Origin of the sequence: Serratia sp. HMSC15F11, from assembly GCF_001808215.1 — a bacterium.
GTDB classification, from domain to species: Bacteria; Pseudomonadota; Gammaproteobacteria; order Enterobacterales; family Enterobacteriaceae; genus Serratia; species Serratia nevei.
On sequence record NZ_KV792395.1, the window covers coordinates 31,585 to 54,275 of the forward strand.

Annotated in this window: 18 protein-coding genes; 12 read left to right on the plus strand and 6 right to left on the minus strand. The window is 61.2% G+C overall.

The window, feature by feature from the left end:
* Window positions 1–156 precede the first annotated feature (156 nt).
* Together HMPREF3138_RS02780 and HMPREF3138_RS02785 are read left to right on the plus strand one after the other, a co-directional pair.
* A complete protein-coding gene (locus HMPREF3138_RS02780; protein WP_038873702.1) occupies window positions 157–672 on the plus strand; it encodes a hypothetical protein in 516 nt (171 codons plus the stop codon).
* Window positions 673–705: 33 nt separating this feature from the next.
* Window positions 706–954: a GlsB/YeaQ/YmgE family stress response membrane protein gene (locus tag HMPREF3138_RS02785; protein ID WP_016926728.1), complete on the plus strand. Its 249-nt coding sequence runs from the start codon at window positions 706–708 to the stop codon at window positions 952–954.
* Between the two features lie 47 nt (window positions 955–1,001).
* On the opposite strand, the gene uraA is transcribed toward HMPREF3138_RS02785, so the two are convergent.
* Together uraA and upp are read right to left on the minus strand one after the other, a co-directional pair.
* The gene (uraA, locus tag HMPREF3138_RS02790; protein ID WP_021504398.1) at window positions 1,002–2,291 is read right to left on the minus strand and encodes a uracil permease; all 1,290 of its coding nucleotides are present in this window, start codon (window positions 2,289–2,291) and stop codon (window positions 1,002–1,004) included.
* A gap of 207 nt (window positions 2,292–2,498) precedes the next feature.
* Window positions 2,499–3,125, minus strand: a complete 627-nt coding sequence (gene upp / locus HMPREF3138_RS02795) for a uracil phosphoribosyltransferase (protein WP_038873707.1) — start codon at window positions 3,123–3,125, stop codon at window positions 2,499–2,501.
* 255 nt (window positions 3,126–3,380) lie between these two features.
* Between upp and purM the strand changes: the two genes are divergently transcribed.
* From purM to HMPREF3138_RS02815, 4 genes are all read left to right on the plus strand, one after another.
* On the plus strand, window positions 3,381–4,418 hold the full coding sequence (gene purM / locus HMPREF3138_RS02800; protein WP_025303843.1) for a phosphoribosylformylglycinamidine cyclo-ligase: 1,038 nt from the start codon (window positions 3,381–3,383) through the stop codon (window positions 4,416–4,418).
* Window positions 4,418–5,056: a phosphoribosylglycinamide formyltransferase gene (gene purN / locus HMPREF3138_RS02805; RefSeq protein ID WP_038873710.1), complete on the plus strand. Its 639-nt coding sequence runs from the start codon at window positions 4,418–4,420 to the stop codon at window positions 5,054–5,056. Before purM ends, purN begins: the two co-directional genes overlap by 1 nt.
* A gap of 113 nt (window positions 5,057–5,169) precedes the next feature.
* Complete coding sequence (speG, locus tag HMPREF3138_RS02810; protein WP_004941631.1) at window positions 5,170–5,721, plus strand: spermidine N1-acetyltransferase; 552 nt, start codon at window positions 5,170–5,172, stop codon at window positions 5,719–5,721.
* A gap of 203 nt (window positions 5,722–5,924) precedes the next feature.
* Window positions 5,925–6,146 carry a hypothetical protein gene (locus tag HMPREF3138_RS02815; protein ID WP_033644041.1) on the plus strand — a complete coding sequence of 74 codons (222 nt, stop codon included), beginning with the start codon at window positions 5,925–5,927 and terminating at the stop codon, window positions 6,144–6,146.
* Between the two features lie 280 nt (window positions 6,147–6,426).
* Here the strand turns inward: HMPREF3138_RS02815 and pstB are convergent, their stop codons facing one another.
* From pstB to HMPREF3138_RS02830, 3 genes are read right to left on the minus strand one after another with little or no spacing between them, the layout of a single operon-like run.
* Window positions 6,427–7,239, minus strand: a complete 813-nt coding sequence (gene pstB / locus HMPREF3138_RS02820; protein WP_004941613.1) for a phosphate ABC transporter ATP-binding protein PstB — start codon at window positions 7,237–7,239, stop codon at window positions 6,427–6,429.
* 28 nt (window positions 7,240–7,267) lie between these two features.
* Window positions 7,268–8,917 (minus strand): phosphate ABC transporter permease PstA, encoded by a 1,650-nt coding sequence (gene pstA / locus HMPREF3138_RS02825; RefSeq protein ID WP_038873714.1) that lies wholly within the window; start codon window positions 8,915–8,917, stop codon window positions 7,268–7,270.
* A complete protein-coding gene (locus HMPREF3138_RS02830; RefSeq protein WP_038873717.1) occupies window positions 8,914–11,085 on the minus strand; it encodes an ABC transporter permease subunit in 2,172 nt (723 codons plus the stop codon). The genes pstA and HMPREF3138_RS02830 overlap by 4 nt, the downstream gene beginning before the upstream one ends.
* Before the next feature lie 396 nt (window positions 11,086–11,481).
* Between HMPREF3138_RS02830 and ppk1 the strand changes: the two genes are divergently transcribed.
* From ppk1 to HMPREF3138_RS02860, 6 genes are all read left to right on the plus strand, one after another.
* Window positions 11,482–13,545, plus strand: coding sequence for a polyphosphate kinase 1 (gene ppk1, locus HMPREF3138_RS02835; protein WP_038873720.1), 2,064 nt, complete (start codon window positions 11,482–11,484; stop codon window positions 13,543–13,545).
* A 10-nt stretch (window positions 13,546–13,555) separates the two neighbouring features.
* A complete protein-coding gene (gene ppx, locus HMPREF3138_RS02840; protein ID WP_038873722.1) occupies window positions 13,556–15,106 on the plus strand; it encodes an exopolyphosphatase in 1,551 nt (516 codons plus the stop codon).
* Between the two features lie 182 nt (window positions 15,107–15,288).
* Complete coding sequence (locus tag HMPREF3138_RS02845) at window positions 15,289–15,471, plus strand: YfgG family protein (RefSeq protein WP_004941600.1); 183 nt, start codon at window positions 15,289–15,291, stop codon at window positions 15,469–15,471.
* A gap of 103 nt (window positions 15,472–15,574) precedes the next feature.
* Window positions 15,575–17,008, plus strand: coding sequence for a magnesium transporter (gene mgtE, locus HMPREF3138_RS02850; protein WP_015378729.1), 1,434 nt, complete (start codon window positions 15,575–15,577; stop codon window positions 17,006–17,008).
* Between the two features lie 186 nt (window positions 17,009–17,194).
* Window positions 17,195–20,521, plus strand: coding sequence for a diguanylate cyclase (locus HMPREF3138_RS02855; RefSeq protein ID WP_038873724.1), 3,327 nt, complete (start codon window positions 17,195–17,197; stop codon window positions 20,519–20,521).
* Between the two features lie 191 nt (window positions 20,522–20,712).
* Complete coding sequence (locus HMPREF3138_RS02860) at window positions 20,713–21,066, plus strand: DNA-binding protein (protein WP_038873726.1); 354 nt, start codon at window positions 20,713–20,715, stop codon at window positions 21,064–21,066.
* Between the two features lie 12 nt (window positions 21,067–21,078).
* Here HMPREF3138_RS02860 and alkA read toward each other — a convergent pair whose 3' ends face one another.
* Window positions 21,079–22,569 (minus strand): DNA-3-methyladenine glycosylase 2, encoded by a 1,491-nt coding sequence (alkA, locus tag HMPREF3138_RS02865; RefSeq protein WP_038873729.1) that lies wholly within the window; start codon window positions 22,567–22,569, stop codon window positions 21,079–21,081.
* Window positions 22,570–22,691: the final 122 nt, after the last annotated feature.

The window sequence follows — 22,691 nt, forward strand, 5'->3', positions numbered from 1 at the left end:
AATCGATTGCGGCTCCCTCACCGGCAAGAATAATCTGATATCAAACCCTAACTCCATGCCTAAGCAGGTTAAATTTGTAATTTAAGTAAAACCTGACCTAGTATAGGTAGGCAAAACGCAATCACCATCAACAAGGTTTCTGCAAGGATATAGACGATGAAAGTATGGAATAAAGTGCTGTTAGCCTCCTTTATCGGGTTGTTGGTTGCCGGCTGTGATGACTCTTCCAAGGTTGACGCCAACCTGGATAAAGCCAAAGACAGCGCCGAGCAGATGAAAGACGCCGCCCAGAAAAAAGCGGACGATCTGACGGGCAAAGCGAAAGCGACGGCAGATGAAATCAAAAAAGAGGCCGCCACGCAGGCAGACCAGCTGAAGGACAAAGCCTCGGCGATTAAAGATGAAGCCGCCAAGCAGGCCGACGCCATCACCAACGACGCCAAGGCCAAGGCCGCCGCGATCAAGGATGACGCCGGCAAACAAAGCCAGCAGCTGGTGGATCAGGCCAAGGCCATCAAAAACGACGCCATCAACGGCGCTAACGATCTGACCGAGCAGGCCAAGGCGAAGACCGAAGCCATCAAGAACAGCGCCGAAAACAAAACGCAAGAGTTGAAACAAGAGACCGATGCGGCGGTGAACGGCAATACGCAGCCGGCCACCCAGCAGTAAGCCATTCTCAGCCACAAAAGAAAGGAGCAGTAAATGGGGATTATTTCCTGGATTATCTTCGGCCTGATCGCCGGTATTTTGGCTAAGTGGATCATGCCCGGCAAAGACGGCGGCGGCTTTATCCTGACCGTTGTGCTGGGGATCATCGGCGCCGTGGTCGGCGGCTATATCAGCACCTTCTTCGGCTACGGCAAGGTTGACGGCTTCAACTTCGGCAGCTTCGTGGTAGCGGTTATCGGCGCCATCGTGGTGCTGTTCGTGTACCGCAAAATTCGCAGCTAAGCCGCACACCCCAAGTCAAAAGGGCAGCCCCTGGGCTGCCCTTTTCGTTACTTCTGCTCCGCCGGTTCGTCCGGCGCGTCAAGCACCTCTTCTTCCTTGCGGAACAGGCTGATGACCTTGAACAGCAGGCTCAGGCCAATGCCGACGATGGTCGCCAGCGCCATGCCTTTCAGCTCCGCCGCGCCGATATGCACCTTGGCGCCGCTCACGCCGATGATCAGGATCACCGAGGTCAGAATCAGGTTTTGCGCCTTGTTGTAATCCACTTTGGACTCGATCAGCACGCGAATGCCCGAGGCGCCGATCACGCCGTACAGCAGCAGGGAAACGCCGCCCATCACCGGCACCGGCACCGCCTGGATCGCCGCCGCCAGCTTGCCGATGCAGGACAGCAGGATAGCCAGCACCGCCGCGCCGCCGATCACCCAGGTGCTGTAGACCTTGGTGATGGCCATCACGCCGATGTTCTCGCCGTAGGTGGTGTTCGGCGTGGAACCGAAGAAGCCGGAGAACACCGTCGAAATGCCGTTGGCGAACATCGAACGGTGCAGCCCCGGATCGCGGATCAGGTCTTTTTTCACGATGTTGGCGGTCACCACCAAGTGGCCGACGTGCTCGGCGATCACCACCAGCGCCGCCGGCAGAATGGTGAAGATGGCGAACCACTCAAAGCGCGGGGTGTAGAAGGTCGGCAGCGCAAACCAGTGCGCCTCGCGGATCGGGGTCAAATCCACCACGCCCATGAAGAACGACAGCGCATAGCCCACCAGCACGCCGATCAGGATCGGGATAATTGCCAGGAAGCCGCGGAACAGCACCGAGCCGAGCACCGTGACCGCCAGCGTCACCAGCGAAATGGTGATGGTGGTCGAGTCGGCGCTGGTGCCTTCCGCCGGCAGCAGCCCCGCCATGTTGGCCGCCACGCCAGCCAGCTCCAGCCCGATGACGGCGACGATCGCTCCCATCGCCGCCGGCGGGAACATCACGTCCAGCCAGCCGGTGCCGGCCTTTTTCACGATCAGCGCCACCAGGCAGAACAGCACGCCGCACATGATGAAACCGCCCAACGCCACTTCATAACCGAGCGGCAACAGCAGCAGCACCGGCGAGATAAACGCGAAGCTGGAACCGAGGTAGGCCGGGATCTTGCCTTTACAGATGAACAGATACAGCAGCGTGCCGATGCCGTTGAACAACAGCACGGTCGCCGGGTTGATCTTGAACAGGATAGGCACCAGCACGGTGGCGCCGAACATGGCGAACAGGTGCTGGAAGCTGAGCGGAATGGTCTGGAGCAGCGGCGGGCGCTCGCTGACGCCGATGGCGCGACGGGTCATGTGTGCTTTTCCTCTGAGTCATTAATCGTTATGCAAGCTGAATTGTCTATGCTCAATGGATTTCAAGTTACAGCCAGGCGGCCAGGGCAATAATCCCCAGGAGCTTATATCAAATAAGTGACTGAGGTTACTGCCTGCAGCCAACAACGCTGTAGCTTGAAAGACGAAGAGCATAAAAAAGCCGACTCGTTAAGTCGGCTCAAATGTTTACTTAGTACCAAATATCTTGTCGCCCGCATCGCCCAGGCCAGGCACGATATAGCCCTTGTCGTTCAGGCACTGATCGATGGAGGCGGTGTACAGCTCAACGTCCGGATGCGCTTTCTCCAGCGCGGCGATGCCTTCCGGCGCCGCCACCAGGACCAGCACCTTGATGCTGTGGCAGCCGGCTTTCTTCAGCAGATCGATAGTGGCGATCATCGAACCGCCGGTGGCCAGCATCGGGTCGACGACCAGCGCCATGCGCTCTTCGATGTTGGAAACCAGCTTCTGGAAGTACGGCACCGGCTCCAGGGTTTCTTCGTCGCGGTAAACGCCCACCACGCTGATGCGCGCGCTCGGCACGTGCTCCAGCACCCCTTCCATCATGCCCAGGCCTGCGCGCAGGATAGGCACCACGGTAATCTTTTTCCCTTTGATCTGTTCCACTTCAACTGGCCCGCACCAGCCTTCGATGGTGACTTTTTCCGTCTCCAGATCGGCGGTCGCTTCATAGGTCAGTAAACTACCCACTTCTGAGGCCAGCTCACGGAAGCGTTTGGTGCTGATGTCATTTTCGCGCATCAGGCCAAGCTTGTGTTTTACCAGCGGGTGTTTCACCTCAACGATCTTCATCATTTTTCTCCTATTAAGGTGGTTGCGGCCAAAAAAATCGCGGGATTATACCTCCTTTTTTTCGCTGCGCCACCCACAATAGCCCGATCGGGATCAACAAAAGTTTGAATATCAGTATAGATGACGAAAAAGCGGAGCCGGTTCACAAGCCGCTCGCAAACGTTTGCCTGCGCTGTTAGAATTGCCGCGCCTTATTCCGGAATCAACATCGGAAGCACAGTTTTCAAACCGCAAACCGTCGTGGGGAATCGCGCAGTGACCGACAAAACCTCTCTCAGCTATAAAGACGCAGGTGTCGATATCGATGCAGGCAACGCATTGGTAGATCGCATCAAAGGTGTAGTTAAACAGACCCGTCGCCCGGAAGTGATGGGCGGTCTGGGCGGGTTTGGCGCCCTGTGTGCGTTGCCGCAGAAATACCGCGAGCCGGTGCTGGTTTCCGGTACCGACGGCGTGGGCACCAAGCTGCGTCTGGCGATGGATCTGAAACGCCACGACACCATCGGCATCGATCTGGTGGCGATGTGCGTCAACGATCTGGTGGTTCAGGGCGCCGAGCCGCTGTTCTTCCTCGACTACTACGCGACCGGCAAGCTGGATGTGGACACCGCGGCCAGCGTGATCACCGGCATCGCCGAAGGCTGCAAACAGTCCGGCTGTGCGCTGGTGGGCGGCGAAACCGCTGAAATGCCGGGCATGTACCACGGCGAAGATTACGACGTGGCCGGTTTCTGCGTCGGCGTGGTCGAAAAATCCGAGATCATCGACGGCAGTAAAGTGCAGTCCGGCGACGCGCTGATCGCCCTGGGCGCTTCCGGCCCGCACTCCAACGGCTACTCGCTGGTGCGCAAAATCCTGGAAGTGAGCAACACCGATCCGACCGCCACCCAGCTGGAAGGCAAACCGCTGGCCGACCACCTGCTGGCGCCGACCAAGATTTACGTGAAGTCCGTGCTGGAGCTGATCGAGAAGGCGGACGTCCACGCCATCGCTCACCTCACCGGCGGCGGCTTCTGGGAAAACATTCCGCGCGTGCTGCCGGAAGGCATGCAGGCGGTGATCGACGAAGCCAGCTGGCAGTGGCCGGCGGTGTTCACCTGGCTGCAGCAGGCCGGCAACGTCAGCCGTCATGAAATGTACCGCACCTTCAACTGCGGCGTAGGCATGGTCATCGCCCTGCCGGAAGCCGAAGTGGAAGCGGCCATCGCGCTACTGACCGCGGCAGGTGAAAAAGCGTGGAAAATCGGTAAACTGACCGCCTCTTCCGACGAACAACAAGTGGTCATCAACTGATGAAAAAGATCGTGGTGTTGGTCTCCGGCCAGGGGAGCAATCTCCAGGCGCTGATTGACGCCTGCCAGCAGGGCCGCATCGCCGCCGAGATCGTGGCGGTATTCAGCAACAAGGCGCAGGCTTACGGCCTGCAACGTGCAGAGGCGGCGGGCATCGCCGCCCAGGCGCTGGATGCCAAGGCCTACGCCGATCGCGCGGCGTTCGACGCCGCGTTGGCGGACGCCATCGACCAGTACCAGCCCGATCTGGTGGTGCTGGCCGGCTACATGCGTATCCTCAGCCCGCAGTTCGTGCAGCGCTATGCCGGCCGCCTGCTGAACATCCACCCTTCCCTGCTGCCGAAATACCCGGGGCTGCATACCCACCGTCAGGCCATCGACAACGGCGACAGCGAACACGGCACCTCGGTGCACTTCGTGACCGAACAGCTCGACGGCGGCCCGGTGATTTTGCAGGCCAAGGTGCCGATTTTCGCTGACGACGAGGAAGATGACGTGGTTGAACGGGTGCAAACCCAGGAACACACGATCTATCCACTGGTGGTGAGCTGGTTCGTCGACGGCCGCCTGGCAATGCGCGACGGCGCCGCCTGGCTGGACGGCGAACGCCTGCCTGAGCAGGGCCACGCCGCCGACTGAGGCGCGCAGCCTGAACCTTGCCTAAACGGCGCCCACGCGGCGCCGTTTTTTTTCGCCTTCATCCATTCTGTGAAGTTATACTTTGCACAATTTCACGGCACAGAGGAGCCCACATGTCCAGCACTGCCAGCGTCAGGTTACGCCCATTGGAAAGGGACGATCTGTCGTTCGTCCACCAGATGGACAACAACGCCAGCGTCATGCGCTATTGGTTTGAAGAACCCTACGAAGCCTTTGTCGAACTTTCCGATCTCTACGACAAACACATCCACGATCAGAGCGAGCGCCGCTTTATCATCGAGCACGAAGGCGCCAAGGTCGGCCTGGTGGAACTGGTGGAGATCGATCACATCCACCGCCGCGCAGAATTCCAGATCATCATCGATCCCGCCCACCAGGGCAAAGGCTACGCCAGCACCGCCGCCCGCCTGGCGATGGACTACGGCTTCTCGGTGCTGAACCTGTACAAGCTGTACCTGATCGTCGACAAGGAGAACCCGAAGGCGATCCACATCTACAGCAAGCTGGGCTTCAACGTGGAAGGCGAGCTGATTGACGAGTTCTTCGTCAACGGCGAATACCGCACCGTGCTGCGCATGTGCATCTTCCAGCCGCAATATCTGGCGAAGTTCAAAACGCCCAATGATAAGCCGCTGGTGAAGTGACGGTCTGCGAGAAAAAAGAGAAAACCCGCGCTGGCGGGTTTTTTATTGGCGAATAACCGGCTAGTATTCGGTGATGCCATTTTTACCGGAAAATGAGCTGATAAAAAAGCCAAGAGCGTATTTAACCGGAATAGTGGATGAAACAGTAACGCACCGCAATAACAAGAAACTTTCCTCTGAATTTCTACGAAGGAGTAACGTAAATGGCTAAAGTTTCAAACCTGCTGCTTTTTATCGGCCTGGCGATGCTCGCCATCGCCGCCGGTCTAAATACCTATAGCGGCTACGCGCCTGCAGATCCCAACAGCACCCCGCTGTTTTCCCCGCTCTGGTGGACGCGCTGGTTCCCGCTCTATGCCTCGGGGGCTGCGTTGCTGTTGGTGGGGTTGGTATTGCGGGTTACGGCTAAAGGCCGCGCGCATTAAGGATTACCATTTCAGCACCGCCGAGCCCGCCACAGCCATTATCGACATTAGCAATTATATTGATCATCACCGACAACATAATTGTGGTTGATAATAAATTGCAGAGAATGGATTGAATTCCACATGATGAAAAATGAATAAAACAAACTCGCCGGCAATCAGACTTATGCCATGCATTAATTCATGCCGGCTTAATGCGCGGGTAAAATAAAACAGCAGACGCAGGCCGACTGCAACGGCCATTGCCGGCGACGGAGCGAAAACCTCCGTCGCTCTCCCCTCAACCATACCGCCCGGTAATATAATCCTCGGTGCGGCGCTGGCGCGGCGAGGTGAAGATGGCGTCGGTGTCGTTGTACTCCACCAGCCGCCCCTGGTGGATAAAGGCGGTGTAGTCGGAGACGCGCGCCGCCTGCTGCATGTTGTGCGTCACCAGCACCACGCTGTAACGCTGTTTCAGCGCGGAAATCAGCTCTTCGATGGTCAGCGTTGAGATCGGATCCAGCGCCGAGGTCGGCTCGTCGAGCAGCAATACCTCCGGCTCGATGGCGATGGCGCGCGCGATCACCAGGCGCTGCTGCTGGCCGCTGGACAAGCGGAACGCATTTTCGCGCAGCCGGTCCTTCACCTCATGCCACAGCGCGGCGGCGCGCAGCGAACGCTCCACCGCTTCATCCAGCAAGCGCCGGTCGCGCACGCCCTGCAGCCGCAGGCCGTACACCACGTTTTCATAGATCGATTTCGGGAATGGGTTCGGCCGCTGGAACACCATGCCCACCCGCCGCCGCAGTGCCGCCACGTCGATCTGCGCACCGGAGATCGCCGCGCCGTTCAGCTGCAGCTCGCCCTCGATGCGGCAGTTGTCCACCAGATCGTTCATGCGGTTGAAACAGCGCAGCAGCGTCGATTTACCGCAGCCCGAAGGGCCGATCAGGGCCGTCACCCGGTGTTTCGGGATACGCAGCGAAATATCGTGCAGCACCTGTTTGTCGCCATAAAACAGGTTCAGGCCGTTGACCGCCAGCGCGGTCTGTTCATCGTCGAGATGCTGGACATCCAGCCGGGGCAAACTGCCTGGCGTCATCAAACCCATTACGCACTCCCCAAAAATAGCGTCATTGTTACTGCGACCATGCTCGGTACCGCTCCCTCAACGAATGGCGGATACCCATCGCCGCCAGATTCAAACTCACCACGATCGTCACCAGCAGGAAGGCGGTGGCGAACACCAGCGGCCGCGCCGCCTCTACGCTCGGGCTTTGGAATGCCATATCGTAGATCTGGAAGCTCAGATGCATAAACTTCCGCTCCAGGTGCAGATACGGGAAAATCTCGTCCACCGGCAGCACCGGCACCGATTTCACTACCCCCACCAGCATCAGCGGCGCGGTCTCCCCGGCGGCGCGCGCCACCGCCAGAATCAGGCCGGTCATCATCGCCGGCGCCGCCATCGGCAGCACGATGCGCCACAGCGTCTCGGCCCGGCTGGCGCCCAGCGCCATCGAGCCCTGCCGCAGCGAGGTGGGAATGCGCGACAGCCCTTCCTCGGTGGCGACGATCACCACCGGCAGCGTCAGCAGCGCCAGCGTCAGCGCCGCCCACAGCACGCCGGGCGTACCAAAGGTCGGGTTGGGCAAGGATTCAGGATAGAACAGCTGATCGAGCGTGCCGCCTATCATATAAACGAAAAAGCCGAGGCCGAAGACGCCATAGACGATCGAGGGCACGCCGGCCAGGTTGACCACCGCGATGCGGATCACCCGCGTCAGCAGATTGTTGCCGGCATACTCGTGCAGATACACCGCCGCGATCACGCCAAACGGCATCACCACGATCGACATCAGGATCACCATCAACACCGTGCCGAAAATGGCCGGGAACACCCCGCCTTCGGTATTCGCCTCACGCGGGCTGTCGGTGAGGAACTTCTTCACCTGCTCGCCCCAATGCGCCAGCTTCTCGGTGGTGTTCATGGCGTTCGGGTACCAAGCATCGCGCACCTGGCTGAGCGGAATGGTCAACGTCTGGCCGTGCATGTCGCGCAGCAGCAGCGCATCGCGCTGGCGATCGCGGTTCAGCCCCGCCAGGCGTTCGGACAGCAGCTGGTATTGCCGCTGTAACTCCAGCCGCTCGGCCTTGATGGCGTCCTGCGCGCGGGCGTCCAGCTTATCGTCGCGCTGCAGGCGCTTTTCCCGCAGCCGCAGCGCGTCAAACTGTTGATTGATGCGCGCCATATCGCGGAATTGAATGTCGTGCGCCTGGCGCGAGAGCGCGGCGATTTGCGGCAGCCGCTGCTGCAACGCCTGCCCCAGATTGCGGCCGGTCAGCGGTTGCCCATCCTCCAGCAGCCCCGCCAGATAGCCGTAGGCGGTACCGTGGCTGTCGCGCTCCAGCACCAGCAGGCCGCGCGGCGTGCTTTGGCTGCGGATGTCACTGGCCAGCAGCGTGCGGAAATCCTGCCCCTCGCGCTCGCGGTTGCCGACCTTGATCAGATAGCGTTCGACGCTTTGCGCCTCGCCCGGCGGCGTCACGCCCGCTTCCGCCAGCTGGCGGCGCGAAATGCTTTGCTGCTGGTACAGCTCGCCGATCACCGTCACCGGCCCGGCGCCGTTCTGATTCAGCTCGAACTGATAAACCGGGCTCGGCCAGAAATAGCGCATCCCTTGTCCGGCCAGCAGCAACAAAATGCCGATCAGCGCCAACAGGCTGACGGCCACCGAACCGGCGGTCAGCCATATCCACGGCGACCCGCTCTTCACCCAGTTCTTCATGGCGCCTCCTGATTTGGCGTGTAACGCTTGCGCAGCCGCAGGCGCACCGCCTCCGCCAGCGTGTTGAACACGAAGGTGAAGACAAACAGCACCAGCGCGGTCAGGAACAGCACGCGGTAATGGCTGCTGCCGGAGACCGCCTCCGGCATCTCGATGGCGATATTGGCCGCCAGCGCCCGCAGCCCCTGGAACAGGCTGCCGTCGATAATTGGCGTATTGCCGGTGGCCATCAGCACGATCATGGTTTCCCCCACCGCGCGGCCAAAGCCGATCATCAGCGCGGAGAAAATACCGGCGCTGGCGGAAGGCAGCACCACCTTGATCACCGTCTGCCATTGGGTGGCGCCCAGCGCCAAAGAGCCCTGGCTCAGGGTGGCCGGCACGCTGAACAGCGCGTCCTCCGCCAGCGAGAAGATGATCGGCACCAGCGCGAAGCCCATCGCCACGCCCACCACCAGCGCATTGCGCTGGTCGTAATTATCCCCCAGCCAGAAATGCAGCGGCTCACCGAACAGCGCCACCTCCAGCCGCGGCCCCAGGCTGAGCGCCAGCCACACCGTCAACGCCAGCAGCGGCAACAGCAACAGCAGATCGACGCCCGGCCGGCAACGCGGCATAAAGCGATGGGTCAACGCGCCGCACAGCAGCACCGCCGCCGCCAGCAGCAGCGGCAACGCCAGCACCGCCAACAGATACTGCTCGATGATCGGCGCCAGCCAAATGCCGGCCACCAGCCCGATCACCACCGTCGGCAGCGCGCCCATCACTTCGATAGCCGGTTTGATCACCCGCCGCAGCCCCGGCGTCATAAAGTAAGCGGTATAGATGGCGCCGGCCAGCGCCAGGGGAATGGCGAACAGCATCGCGTAAGCCGCCGCCTTGAAGGTGCCGAAGATCACCGGCATCAAACTGAATTTGGGTTGGTAACTGTCTTCGCCGGAGGTGGACTGCCAAACATAGGCCGGCTGTGGGTAGTTCTCATACCACACCTTGCCCCACAGCGAACGCCAGGTGACGTCCGGATACGGGTTGTCGAGCGCATAGCGCTGCCAGCCCTGCGCGCTCTCCAGCAACAGGCCATCGCCGCGCGGCGCGAACGCCATCTGCCGCACCTCAGCGCCCAAACGGGTATTCAGCAGCGGCTGCGGTTGAATGGTGGAGAACAGCGAGAAGCCGCCATCGGGCCGCAGGGTGGCGAACACCCGGCGATAGGGCTCAGCCACCGTCAGCTCCTGCCCGTCGGCGCCATGGTCGAAATGCTGCACCGGCGTCAGGCGCCAGCGCTGCTCTTTTTCTACTTCGAACCACTCGCGCAGATTGCCGTCGGCGCCCTTGATCAGCAGCGCGCTGCCGCCGGGCAGCGCCGTCATCTGATACGGGGCATGTTCGCCAAGGGTACGCGTTTCACGCAGCTGCAGCTGCGCGCCATCGATCTGATAACGCGCCAGCCGGTTGCCGGTCAGCAGGTAAAGCTGGCGGCCATCCGGCGTCAGCACCAGTTGCTCAGCATCGTGTTCCAGCGGCCGCTCGCTGAACTGCGGCGGCCGGTCAGGGCTGAAACGGCCGAACACCAGCCGCCGATCGTCAGTCACCCCAGCCAGCAGATACTGCCCGCGATGCGCATCCGCCAGCGACAGCAGTTTCAGCGGCTTGCGCTGCGGATCCAGCGCCAACGGCTGCTGCCCGAGCGGGAACAGCCACTGCGGCCGGCCGTTTTCCGCCGTCGCAAAATCCGCGCGCGCCACCACCAACCGGCCGTCGGCCTGCGCCAGCGCGAACAGATCGCGCTCTCCGGCGGCCTGGGCAAGCAGCGCCGGTTTGGCCAGCAGCGTCTGCTGCGCCAGCGGCGCCTGGGGCTGGCCGTTCGGTGCCGGCGTAAGGCGATAAAATTGCCCCGCGCCCTGCGCGTCGATGCGGTAACCGACGCGCTGCTGCACGTCCATGCCCAGCGCCAGCGCCGGGGCCGACGCCGCGATCGGCAGCGGCTGCGCCTGGCCGAGCGAGGCCGGTTTGAACAGCGGCAGCACGGCAAACAGCAAATAGACGAAGATCAGCATCAACGTCATCAGCACCATCAGCCCGCTGGCGGTTACTGCCGCCTGCACGCCGCGGTCGATGCGCCCACGCATGCGATCTCGGGGATGTTGATTGGCCGTCGTCTGTGTCATGTGTCTCGCTGTCGCTGATGTAATCGGGCTTGCGCCGTAAGATAACCGGGCATCTTATGTCAGTTTTATGACGTTTGCATGACAAAGTTACCCGCCATAACCCAGGTTTTTTACACTGCAAACAGACAATATGGCGTTGATATATTGCTGAAAAATGAACGCAAACACGCTTAATATCACCAAGAATAAGCCTGCTAACCTTCATTTCATGCTGCTCATTCCACCCCCCTGCGCCCTGCATCGGCGAAAATTTATTGCCGCCAAGAAACGCCGCGCGCCAACGCAATGGATATGTTGGACTTTCCTGTCAATCTCTCGCAATAATGATGAAGGACACTAGAGCGGCATCCGGGCGCTGCGTCCCGGATCCTATTCTAAATTTGAACTGGAGTGGCAATGGGTCAGGAAAAGCTCTACATCGAAAAAGAACTAAGCTGGTTATCCTTTAATGAACGCGTGTTGCAGGAAGCCGCAGATAAGAGCAATCCCCTGATTGAACGTATGCGTTTTCTGGGCATTTACTCCAATAACCTCGACGAGTTCTATAAAGTCCGCTTCGCCGATCTCAAACGGCGCATCCTGATCAGCGAAGAGCAAGGCTCCGCCGGCGCCTCGCGCCACCTGCTGAAAAAGATCCAGGCCAAGGTGCTGAAAACCGATCAGGAGTTCGACAGCCTGTACAACGATCTGCTGCTGGAAATGGCGCGCAATCAGATCTTCCTGATCAACGAACGCCAGGTGTCCGAGAACCAGCAAATCTGGCTGCGGCAATATTTCAAACAGCATCTGCGCCAGCACATCACGCCGATCCTGATCAACCACGACACCAACCTGGTGCAGTTTCTGAAAGACGATTACACCTACCTGGCAGTGGAGATCATTCGCGGCGCGCGCATCGACTATGCGCTGCTGGAGATCCCGTCCGATAAGGTGCCGCGCTTCGTCAATCTGCCGCCGGAAGCGCCGCGCCGCCGTAAGCCGATGATCCTGCTGGACAACATTCTGCGCTACTGCCTGGACGATATCTTCAAGGGCTTCTTCGACTACGACGCGCTCAACGCCTACTCGATGAAAATGACCCGCGACGCGGAGTACGATCTGGTCACCGAAATGGAATCCAGCCTGCTGGAACTGATGTCCTCCAGCCTGAAACAGCGCCTGACCGCCGAGCCGGTGCGCTTCGTGTATCAGCGCGACATGCCGAACGAAATGGTGGAGCTGCTGCGCGGCAAGCTGGGCATCTCCAACTACGATTCGGTGATCGCCGGCGGCCGCTACCACAACTTCAAAGATTTCATCAGTTTCCCGAACGTCGGCAAGGCCAACCTGGTCAACAAGCCGCTGCCGCGCCTGCGCCACATCTGGTTCGACGGTTTCCGCAACGGCTTCGACGCCATTCGCGAAAAAGACGTGCTGCTCTACTACCCGTACCACACCTTCGAGCACGTGCTGGAACTGCTGCGCCAGGCGTCGTTCGATCCGAGCGTGTTGGCTATCAAGATCAACATCTATCGGGTGGCGAAAGATTCGCGCATCATCGAATCGATGATCCACGCCGCGCACAACGGCAAGAAGGTCACGGTGGTGGTCGAGCTGCAGGCGCGCTTCGACGAAGAGGCCAACATTCACTGGGCGAAGCGCCTGACCGAAGCCGGCGTGCACGTGATCTTCTCCGCGCCGGGCCTGAAAATCCACGCCAAGCTGTTCCTGATTTCGCGCCGTGAAGGCGATGACATTGTGCGCTATGCTCATATCGGTACCGGCAACTTTAACGAAAAAACCGCGCGCATCTACACCGACTATTCGCTGTTGACCGCCGACTCACGCATCACCAACGAGGTGCGCCGGGTATTCAACTTTATCGAGAACCCCTACCGGCCGGTCACCTTCGACAACCTGATGGTGTCGCCGCAGAACTCGCGCCTGAAGCTGTATGAGCTGATCGACAACGAAATCGCCAACGCCCAGGCCGGGGAACAGGCCGGCATTATGTTGAAAATAAATAATCTGGTGGATAAAGGGCTGGTAGATCGGTTATATACCGCGTCCGGCGCCGGCGTGAAGATCCGCCTGCTGGTGCGGGGCATGTGTTCCCTGATTCCCAACCTGCCGGGGATCAGCGACAATATTCAGGTGATCAGCATCGTCGATCGCTTTTTGGAACACGATCGGGTTTACGTTTTCGACAATAAAGGTGACAAACGGGTGTATCTGTCCTCCGCCGACTGGATGACCCGCAACATAGATTACCGTATCGAAGTGGCGGTATCGCTGCTGGATCCGGCGCTGAAACAGCGCGTTCTGGACATTCTGGAGATCCTGTTCAGCGATACGGTCAAGGCCCGTTATGTGGATAAAGAACTGAGCAACCAGTACGTGCCGCGCGGCAACCGCCGCAAAGTGCGTGCCCAGGTAGCTATTTACGAGTATTTAAAAGCTCTGGAACAACCAGGACAGTAGGCCAGCAACTATGCCGCTAAAAAACACTGCAACGAACAAACCGCAGGAAATCGCCGCCATCGACCTCGGGTCGAACAGTTTCCACATGGTGATCGCCCGCGTCGTCAACGGCGCCTTACAGGTATTGGGCCGTTTAAAACAGCGGGTGCATCTCGCCGACGGATTGGACAGCAACAACGTACTCAGTGAAGAGGCGATAGAGCGCGGCCTGGCCTGCCTGGCCCTGTTTGCCGAACGGCTGCAGGGCTTCCCGGCGGATAACGTCACCATCGTCGGGACGCACACCCTGCGTCAGGCGGTGAACGCCGAAGTGTTCCTCAAGCGCGCCGCCAAAGTGATCCCCTACCCGATCGAAATCATCGCCGGTCAGGAAGAAGCGCGCCTGATCTTCATGGGCGTGGAGCACACTCAGCCGGAGAAAGGCCGCAAGCTGGTGATCGACATCGGCGGCGGATCCACCGAGCTGGTGATCGGCGAAGACTTCGAGCCGCTGCTGGCGGAAAGCCGCCGCATGGGCTGCGTCAGCTTCGCCCAGCTGTTCTTCCCGGGCGGCGAGATCAGCAAAAACAACTTCCGCCGCGCGCGGCTGGCGGCGGCGCAGAAGCTGGAAACGCTGGCCTGGCAGTACCGCATTCAGGGCTGGCAGTACGCGCTGGGCGCCTCGGGCACCATCAAGGCCGCCCACGAAGTGCTGGTGGCGATGGGGGAAAAAGACGGTCTCATCACCCTGGATCGCCTGGAAATGCTCGCCGAGCAGGTGCTGCAGTTCAAAAGCTTCGGCTCGCTGAGCCTGCCGGGGCTGTCGGAAGATCGCCAATCGGTGTTCGTGCCGGGGCTGGCTATCCTGTGCGGCGTGTTCGATGCGCTGGCGATCCGCGATCTGCGCCTGTCCGACGGCGCGCTGCGCGAAGGCGTGCTGTATGAAATGGAAGGCCGTTTCCGCCACCAGGACATCCGCAGCCGCACCGCCAAAAGCCTGGCCGATCACTACAACATCGATCGCGAGCAGGCCAAACGGGTGCTGGAAACCACCGAGCTGCTCTACTCGCAGTGGATGGCGCAGAACACCAAGCTGGCGCATCCGCAGCTGGAAGCGCTGCTGAAATGGGCCGCCATGCTGCACGAAGTGGGGCTGAGCATCAACCACAGCGGCATGCACCGCCATTCGGCCTACATTCTGCAAAACTCCAACCTGCCTGGCTTCAACCAGGAACAGCAGCTGCTGCTGGCGGCGCTGGTGCGTTTCCACCGCAAGGCGATCAAGCTGGAAGAGCTGCCGCGCCTCAACCTGTTCAAGAAGAAACACTACCTGCCGCTGATCCAGCTGCTGCGTCTGAGCACCCTGCTCAACAACCAGCGTCAGTCGACCACCACGCCGGAAACGCTGCGCCTGACCACCGACGACAACCACTGGACGCTGCGCTTCCCGGCCGGCTACCTGGCGCAGAACAACCTGGTGCAGCTCGATTTCGAACGCGAGCAGGCCTACTGGAACGACGTCGTCGGCTGGAAGCTGCTGATCGACGAAGAAGGCTCGCAAGACGAACAGCGCTCCGCCTGATCCCCCCGCCCCCTGCCTGTCAGGGGGTTTTTCTTTCCGCCCTCGCCCCGTCAACCTAAACGAAACCCTAATGCGCCGTCCCGCACGCCGGAAAAAAATGGACAACTTTTGTCATCAGCGCCTAAAATCCGGTTACAAATTCTCGAGCGAATCACACAGGACACCGGCATACCGGGTGATATATGCGCAAGAAAACCACCGGACAGATGACGAAGATAGTGTTGTTTATCAGCTTTATCATTTTAGTCGGCAGACTGCTGTACGCCGCCGTGGTGGCGGTGCCTCATCATCAGGAAAAAAAGCAGGCCGCTGCGCAAAACGCCGCCGAAGTCAGCGCGCCGCAACAGGACGCCTCCTCTGAATAACCGCCGCGCCCCGTCCGTTTCATAAAAATGACTCCGGCACTCGCTATGCTCTATCTTTTAATGAGCCTGCGTCAGGAACGCCGAGCGCCCGTTAAGGAACACCATGTCAGCCGCAACCCATAACGTCAAAAAAGTCGCTGAACACCGCCAGCGCATTCTCACTCTGCTGTTGAACAATAAGGAATTGGTCGACGGTATTCTCGGCCGGCCAGGGGATGAGCACGCCCTCAGCCAAAGCGAACTGCTGAACCAGACGGCGGAAATCACCGGCCTGTTGGACGACATGCACGCCGCCGACCTGGCGGACCTGCTGGAAGCGCTGCCGCAGGATGAACGTATGGCGCTGTGGCGGCTGGTGGGCAACAGCAAGCGCGGCCAGACGCTGGTGGAGGTCGCCGAGCCGGTCTGGGACAGCCTGATCGAGGAAATGAGCGACAAAGACCTGCTCAAAGCGATCAAAACGCTGGACGTCGACGAACAGGCCTACCTGGCGCAATACCTGCCGCGTAACCTGATGGGCCGGTTGCTGACCTCGCTGGAGCCGGAGCAGCGCGCCCAGGTGCGCGAGATGAGCCAGTACGCCAAAGACAGCGTCGGCTGGATGATGGATTTCGAACTGGTGACGGTGCGGCCGGACGTCACGCTCGGCGCGGTGCACCGCTTTTTGCGCATGCGCAAAACCATTCCCGACGCCACCGATAAACTGTTCGTCACCGACCGCAAAAACACCCTGCTGGGCGAGCTGCCGCTGACCGCGGTGCTGCTGAACGATCCGGAGATCCCGGTGCGCGAAGTGATGGACAGCGATCCCGCCACCTTTCAGCCCGAAGACAAGGCCGATGAAGCGGCCGGCGCGTTCGAACGTTACGACCTGATCAGCGCCCCGGTGGTTGACGCCAAGGGCAAACTGATGGGCCGCCTGACCATCGAAGAGATCGTCGACGCCGTCAACGAAGAGAGCGACACCAACCTGCGCCGCATGGGCGGTTTAAGCCCGGAAGAAGACGTGTTCGCCCCGGTCAGCAAGGCGGTCAAGACCCGCTGGGCCTGGCTGGCGATCAATCTCTGCACCGCGTTCGTCGCCTCGCGCGTGATCGGCCTGTTCGAACACACCATTTCCCAGCTGGTGGCACTGGCGGCGCTGATGCCGATCGTCGCCGGCATCGGCGGCAACACCGGCAACCAGACCATCACCATGATCGTGCGCGCGCTGGCGCTGCACCAGATCGAAGTCGGCAACATCTCACGCCTGATGCTCAGAGAGCTGGGAGTAGCCATCATCAACGGCGTGGTGTGGGGCGGCATCATGGGCGTGATCACCTGGCTGCTGTACGGCGACGCGGCGATGGGCGGCGTGATGACGCTGGCGATGCTGCTCAACCTGCTGCTGGCTGCGCTGATGGGCGTGGTGATCCCGATGACCATGCTCAAACTGGGCCGCGATCCGGCGGTCGGCTCGAGCGTGCTCATCACCGCGCTGACCGACACCGGCGGCTTTTTCATCTTCCTCGGCCTCGCCACCCTGTTCCTGCTGTAATACGCCAAAAGCCGGCCCCGCGCCGGCTTTTTCGTCATTCTGTCGCCGGGCTTGCGTGTAACGCAGTAAAGTCGGCCTTCCCGGTAGGTTTTCCTCTCGCGCTGTACTACCCTTTGCCAATAAATCGTCTTAATTCATCCACGTCATGAATCCAATCACTGACAGAGGCCATCGGTAAGGATGTCTATGGAGATCAGCGCGCCGAACACGTTCGGCACCCGCAAAGGCGTCATGCTGACGCATTCCCTGTTAGTGGCGTTGGCGACGTTTCTGCTCGCCTTGCTGAGCCTGTCGCTGTCCAGCGAAGCCCGCCACTTCACGCCGCTGTGGTTCCCGACCGCCGCCGCGATCGCCGTGCTGTACCGCCACGCCCCGCGCCACTGGGGCCTGCCGCTGCTGGCCAGCGGCCTCGGCATCGTGCTCGCCAGCTTCTTGCTGTTCGGCATCAGCATCATTCCCGTCAAGCTGGCCGCCATCAACCTGCTGGAAGCGGCGGTTTGCGCCCTGCTGCTGCGCCGCACGCTGCCGGCGAACGATCCGCTGAGCGATCTGGGCTGCTGGCTGCGCTTTGTGGTGTGCGCGGTGATCTTCACCCCGCTGTTCAGCGCGCTGCTGGCCGCCGGGCTCTCGCCCACGCCGGATCAAACGTTCTGGCAATCGTTCGGCATCTGGTTCATCTCCGAAGCAATAGGGGTGCTGTCGCTGGCGCCGCTTGGCCTCACCTATCACCGCCGCACCTTGGCGGCGCTGAACCCCTACCCGCTGCTGCTCACGCTGATGGGCTCCCTGGCCTTCAGCTACCTGGCGCTGACCTATCTGCCGTTCCCGTTCACCTTCGTCATCCTGCCGCTGCTGTGGGCCGCCATCGCGCTGCCGCGCTTCGAAGCCTTCGCCGTCTGTTTCTGCACCCTGCTGCTGATCACGGTGCTGATCTCGCTGGGCGTGCTGCACCTGCAGGCCTCTGCACACGTCTTCGGTGAGCTTGGCCTGTACTTGCCGATGCTGCTGATCCTGATCCCGGCACACGCGATGGCGATGGTGATGCACACCTTTCGGGTGGAGAAACAACACATCGTCGAGAGCGAAAGCCGCTTTCGCAGCGCGCTGGAGTATTCCGCCATCGGCATGGCGCTGGTGTCGCCGGAGGGCAAATGGCTGCAGGTTAACCAGGCGCTGTGCAAGCTGCTCGGCTATCCGCCCGAAAGACTCTATCGCCTGACCTTTCAAGAGATCACCCACCCGGACGACCTCAACGCCGATCTCAGCCAGTTGCACGATCTGCTCGACGGCCACATCAGCAGCTACACCATGGAGAAACGCTATATCCGCAGCGACGGCCAGACCGTTTGGGCGCTGTTGGCCGTCTCGCTGGTGCGCGACGCCGAAGGGCAACCGCTGTACTTCATCTCTCAGGTCGAGGACATCAGCGGCCTCAAACGCAGCGAGGCAGAGAACAACCGGCTGGTGGAGCGCATTACGCTGGCCAACCAAGTGGGCGGCGTCGGCATTTGGGAATGGGTGATGAGCCAGGAACACTTCACCTGGGATCAGCGCATGTTCGAACTCTACGATCTCAATCCCGACCAAACGCCGACGCTGGCGCTGTGGCGCACCCTGCTGGTGCCGGAAGATCGCGAGCGCACCGATCGCGAGCTGGCCGCGCTGCTGGCCAATCCCAAGCCTTTCGTCATGGAATTTCGCATTACCACGCGCGGCGGCAAGCTGCGCCATATTCGCGGCCAGGGCAACGTGATCCTCGACGACCAGGGCCGGCCGCTGCGCATGATCGGCACCAATATCGACATGACCGAGCTCAAGATCCTCGCCGAGGCGCTGCACGAAGAAAAAGAGCGCCTGCACATCACCCTCGACGCCATCGGCGAAGGGGTGATCTCCACCGACAGCCACCTGCGCATCACCTTTATGAACCCAGTGGCCGAGCAGATGTGCGGCTGGCCGCTCGACCTGGCGATCGGTATGCCCATCGCCGGCGTGGTGCGCCTGACCAACGGCAAAGACGGCCCGGAAATCGAAAACCTCACGCAATACCCGCGGCAAGGGCCGGCGGATTACGCGCTGGTGCTGCACAGCCGCGACGGACGTTATTTCGACGTGCAACAGTCGGTCTCACCGCTGAAAACGCTCGATGGCGAAACCATGGGCGCGGTGATGGTGCTGCAGGACGTCACCGCCTCGCGCGAACTGATGAAAAAGCTCAGCTACAGCGCCTCGCACGACGCGCTGACCGGCCTGCCGAACCGCACCCGCTTCGAGAAGCAGCTGAAGGCGGCGATCGCCGCCGGCGGGGAACCGTCGTCGTCGCATTCGCTGGTGTTCCTCGATCTGGATCGGTTCAAAGCGGTAAACGACACCGCCGGCCACGCGGCGGGTGATGCCTTGCTGCGAGACATCGCCCAGCTGATGCGGCACCAGCTGCGCAACAGCGACTGCCTGGCTCGGCTGGGCGGTGACGAGTTCGGTTTGATCCTGTTCGACTGCCGGCTGGAGCAGGCGAAATCGCTGATGCAGCAGGTAGTCAACCAAATCAGCCAGCATCCGTTCTACTGGGAAGGGAAAATTTATCGCGTCGGCGCCAGCGCCGGCATCACGCGCATCGGCGGCGACGCCAAAAGCAGCGAACTGCTGGCCCAGGCCGACATCGCCTGCTACACCGCCAAGCACCACGGCCGCGGCCAGGTTTATCTGTACGAAACGCGGCAAAAACAGCTGCTGGAACGGCAGCATGAATTGCTGAACCCACAGGAGGTACAGACGATCATCAGCGAGGGGCAGCTGCGGCTGCTGACCCACGCGGTCGCGCCGCCGGCGACGCCGCTGTCGGCCGCGTTCCATCAAGTGAAGCTGCAGGTTATGGCGCCGGACGGCAGGCCGCTGCCGCACGAGGCGTTCATCGCCGCGGCGCAGCTGTACGGCCTGATGCCGGACATCGACCGCTGGGCGGTGACGCAGCTGTTGGTATCGTACGCCGACGACATCAAGCGCAAGGGGCTGTCGCTCGCGTTGCCGCTGGCTACCGACAGCCTGCTGAACACCGACTTCCAGCGCGACCTGACGGAAACGGTGCGCGCCTCTTCGCTGCCGCCGCGGGCACTGCTGTTCAGCGTCGATGAAGCCGTGGTGCTGGAGCACACCGCGCAGTGCCGAGCGTGTCTGCGCGAACTGCAGCAGCTGGGCTGCCGACTGATCGTCAACGGCTTTGGGCATAACATCAATGCCTTCGATGAGTTGGGCGATCAGAAGATAGACATCATTCGCATCGATGAACGCTTCATCACCAACGTGCACTGCAACCAGATGGATGAACTGATGGTCTCGATGCTCAACGGCGCGGCGCACCGGATCAAGGCGCAAACGCTCGCCGGGCCGGCCCACCAGCCGGTGACGCTGCAGGCGCTGCGCGATGTCGGCGTCGATCTGGCAGAAGGCGACCAAGTGGCGCTGGAGCAGCCGTTGGCGGTTCTGCTCAGCGACGGCTACTTCGGCATCCGCTAAGCCTTCCCTCGCCGGCGCCGTCTCACGGGCGGCGCCGCACCTCTCGTCTTTCACATTATGTTAACCAATACAAGATTAGTGATATAAATAACACCTGAAGCTTAAACGATTAAGTAAGATGAAGCTCCCATGCGGACATCGACGTATCCGTTGATTTTCCTCGACATGTGATAGCTCAGGGATAAGGGACTATGGAAAAGAAATGGTTTTCCGCCAGGGAACTGATGGGAAAAGCGGGGTTGCCCTCGACCCCGCAAGGGGTCAATCTGATGGCCCGACGCGAAGGCTGGGTCAGCCGCCGCCGCAGCGGCGTACAAGGTAAAGCGCTGGAATACCATATCGACAGCCTGCCGTTCGGCGCGAGCAGCCTGTCGGCCTTGCGCGAGGCCGACCATCCGGACTACGACATCAAACGCCAGGATCCGGTTCGGGTCTGGATCGAATATTACTACCATCTGACGCCGGCCGAGCGGGAAAAGCTGCTGGCGTTCCTGATGCGCGAAGGCATGAGCCGCCTGCTGCAGCTGATCGACGCCCCGCGCTAGCCCGAATGCGCCTCACTCCTCCCCTTCCGGCGCCCAACCGTCGTTGTGCCACAGGTGCAACGTGGCGTAAGAGCGCCACGGGCGCCAACGTTCGGCATAGCGTTCGATCTGGCGCGGCGTCATGCCAGGGAAACGCTGTTTGATCAGGTAATCGCCGGCCAGGAACACGTCCGGCCACGACCAGGCGCGCATCGCGATATAGCTGGCGGTCCAGCTGCCGATGCCCGGCAGCGCGGTCAGCGCCTTGATGCCCTGTTCAATATCCAGCACGTTATCGAGCTGCAGCCGCCCTTCGCCCAGCGCGCGGGCGATCTCGATCAGCGCCGCCGCGCGCTTCAGCTGCACCCCGAGCGGGCGCAGGGCTTCGGGCTGCAGCTGCGCCACCCGTTCGGCGGCAGGAAAAACGTGGGTGATGCCCTCGTGCGGCGCCGCCAGCGCTTCGCCCCAACGTTCGGCCATCCGTCCGGCGAAGGTTGCCGCCATTTTCACGCTGACCAATTGCCCCAGCACCGCACGCGCCGCCTGTTCGAAGCTGTTTACGCAGCCCGGCAGGCGCAGCCCCGGCGCATCGGCCGCCAGCGAACCCAGCGCCTCATTGATGCGATCCGGCGCGGCGTCCAAATCGAACAGCAAGCGTACGCGGCGCAGCACCTCGGTCGTCACCAAACTGAGCGCCGGCGCGATCTCTACCCTGACCCGGTTGCGCGCTTCTTCCGGCTGCACGCTGAGCCAGCCGCAATACTCCGTACCGCCCTGGCTGACTGAGATCGAACGCAGATAGCGGCGGCCCTCGACCCGCTCTACGCCCTGCACGGCGCGCGCCTGCAAGAAGTTCAGCATGCGATCCCAGTCATAGGGCGGCCGATAGCCCAGGTGGAACACCAGGCCGCTGGCGGCGGCCCGTTCACCGCGCGCGCCGCCGATGCGCAGCGCCGACGGAATCAGGCGATAGCGCGCCTTGAACAGCTCGTTGAAACGCCGCAGGCTGCCGAAACCGGCGGCGAATGCCACTTCGCTGAGCGGCAGATCGGTATCCGCCAACAGACGTTTGGCCTGCAGCAGCCGGTGCGACTGCGCGTAATCGATCGGCGAAGCGCCAAACTGTTCAGCGAAGATACGCCGCAGGTGGCGATCGGAAATGCCGAGCCGCGCCGCCAGCGCTTCGCAGCTGTGTTCGGACAGATAGCCCTGCTCGATGAGCTGCACCGCCACCTGCGCATAGCGGTTGCCCAGATCGATCAGCGCCAGACCGGGCGCCAGTTCCGGCCGGCATTTGAGACAGGGGCGAAAGCCCGCCAGCTCGGCCGCCGCCGCGCTCGGATAGAAGGTGCAGTTTTCCAGCTTCGGCGTGCGGGCGCTGCACACCGGGCGGCAATAAATGCCGGTGGAAGAGACGCCGACGAAAAAGCGGCCGTCGAATTTGCGGTCACGCGCGCGCAGCGCGTCGTACAACGCTTGCTGTTGGGTATTCATGGCAACGCTCGGGTTCGGTTTTTTCTGCATTATGGGGCTCGGCTGGCGCGCTGACGTGCGGAATTCGGACATTAAGTTAAGCATGCCGATGCCGCGCCCGCTAAATTTTTCGACACTCGCGCATCAGCGCATTGCCCACCGGCCCCGTCTCG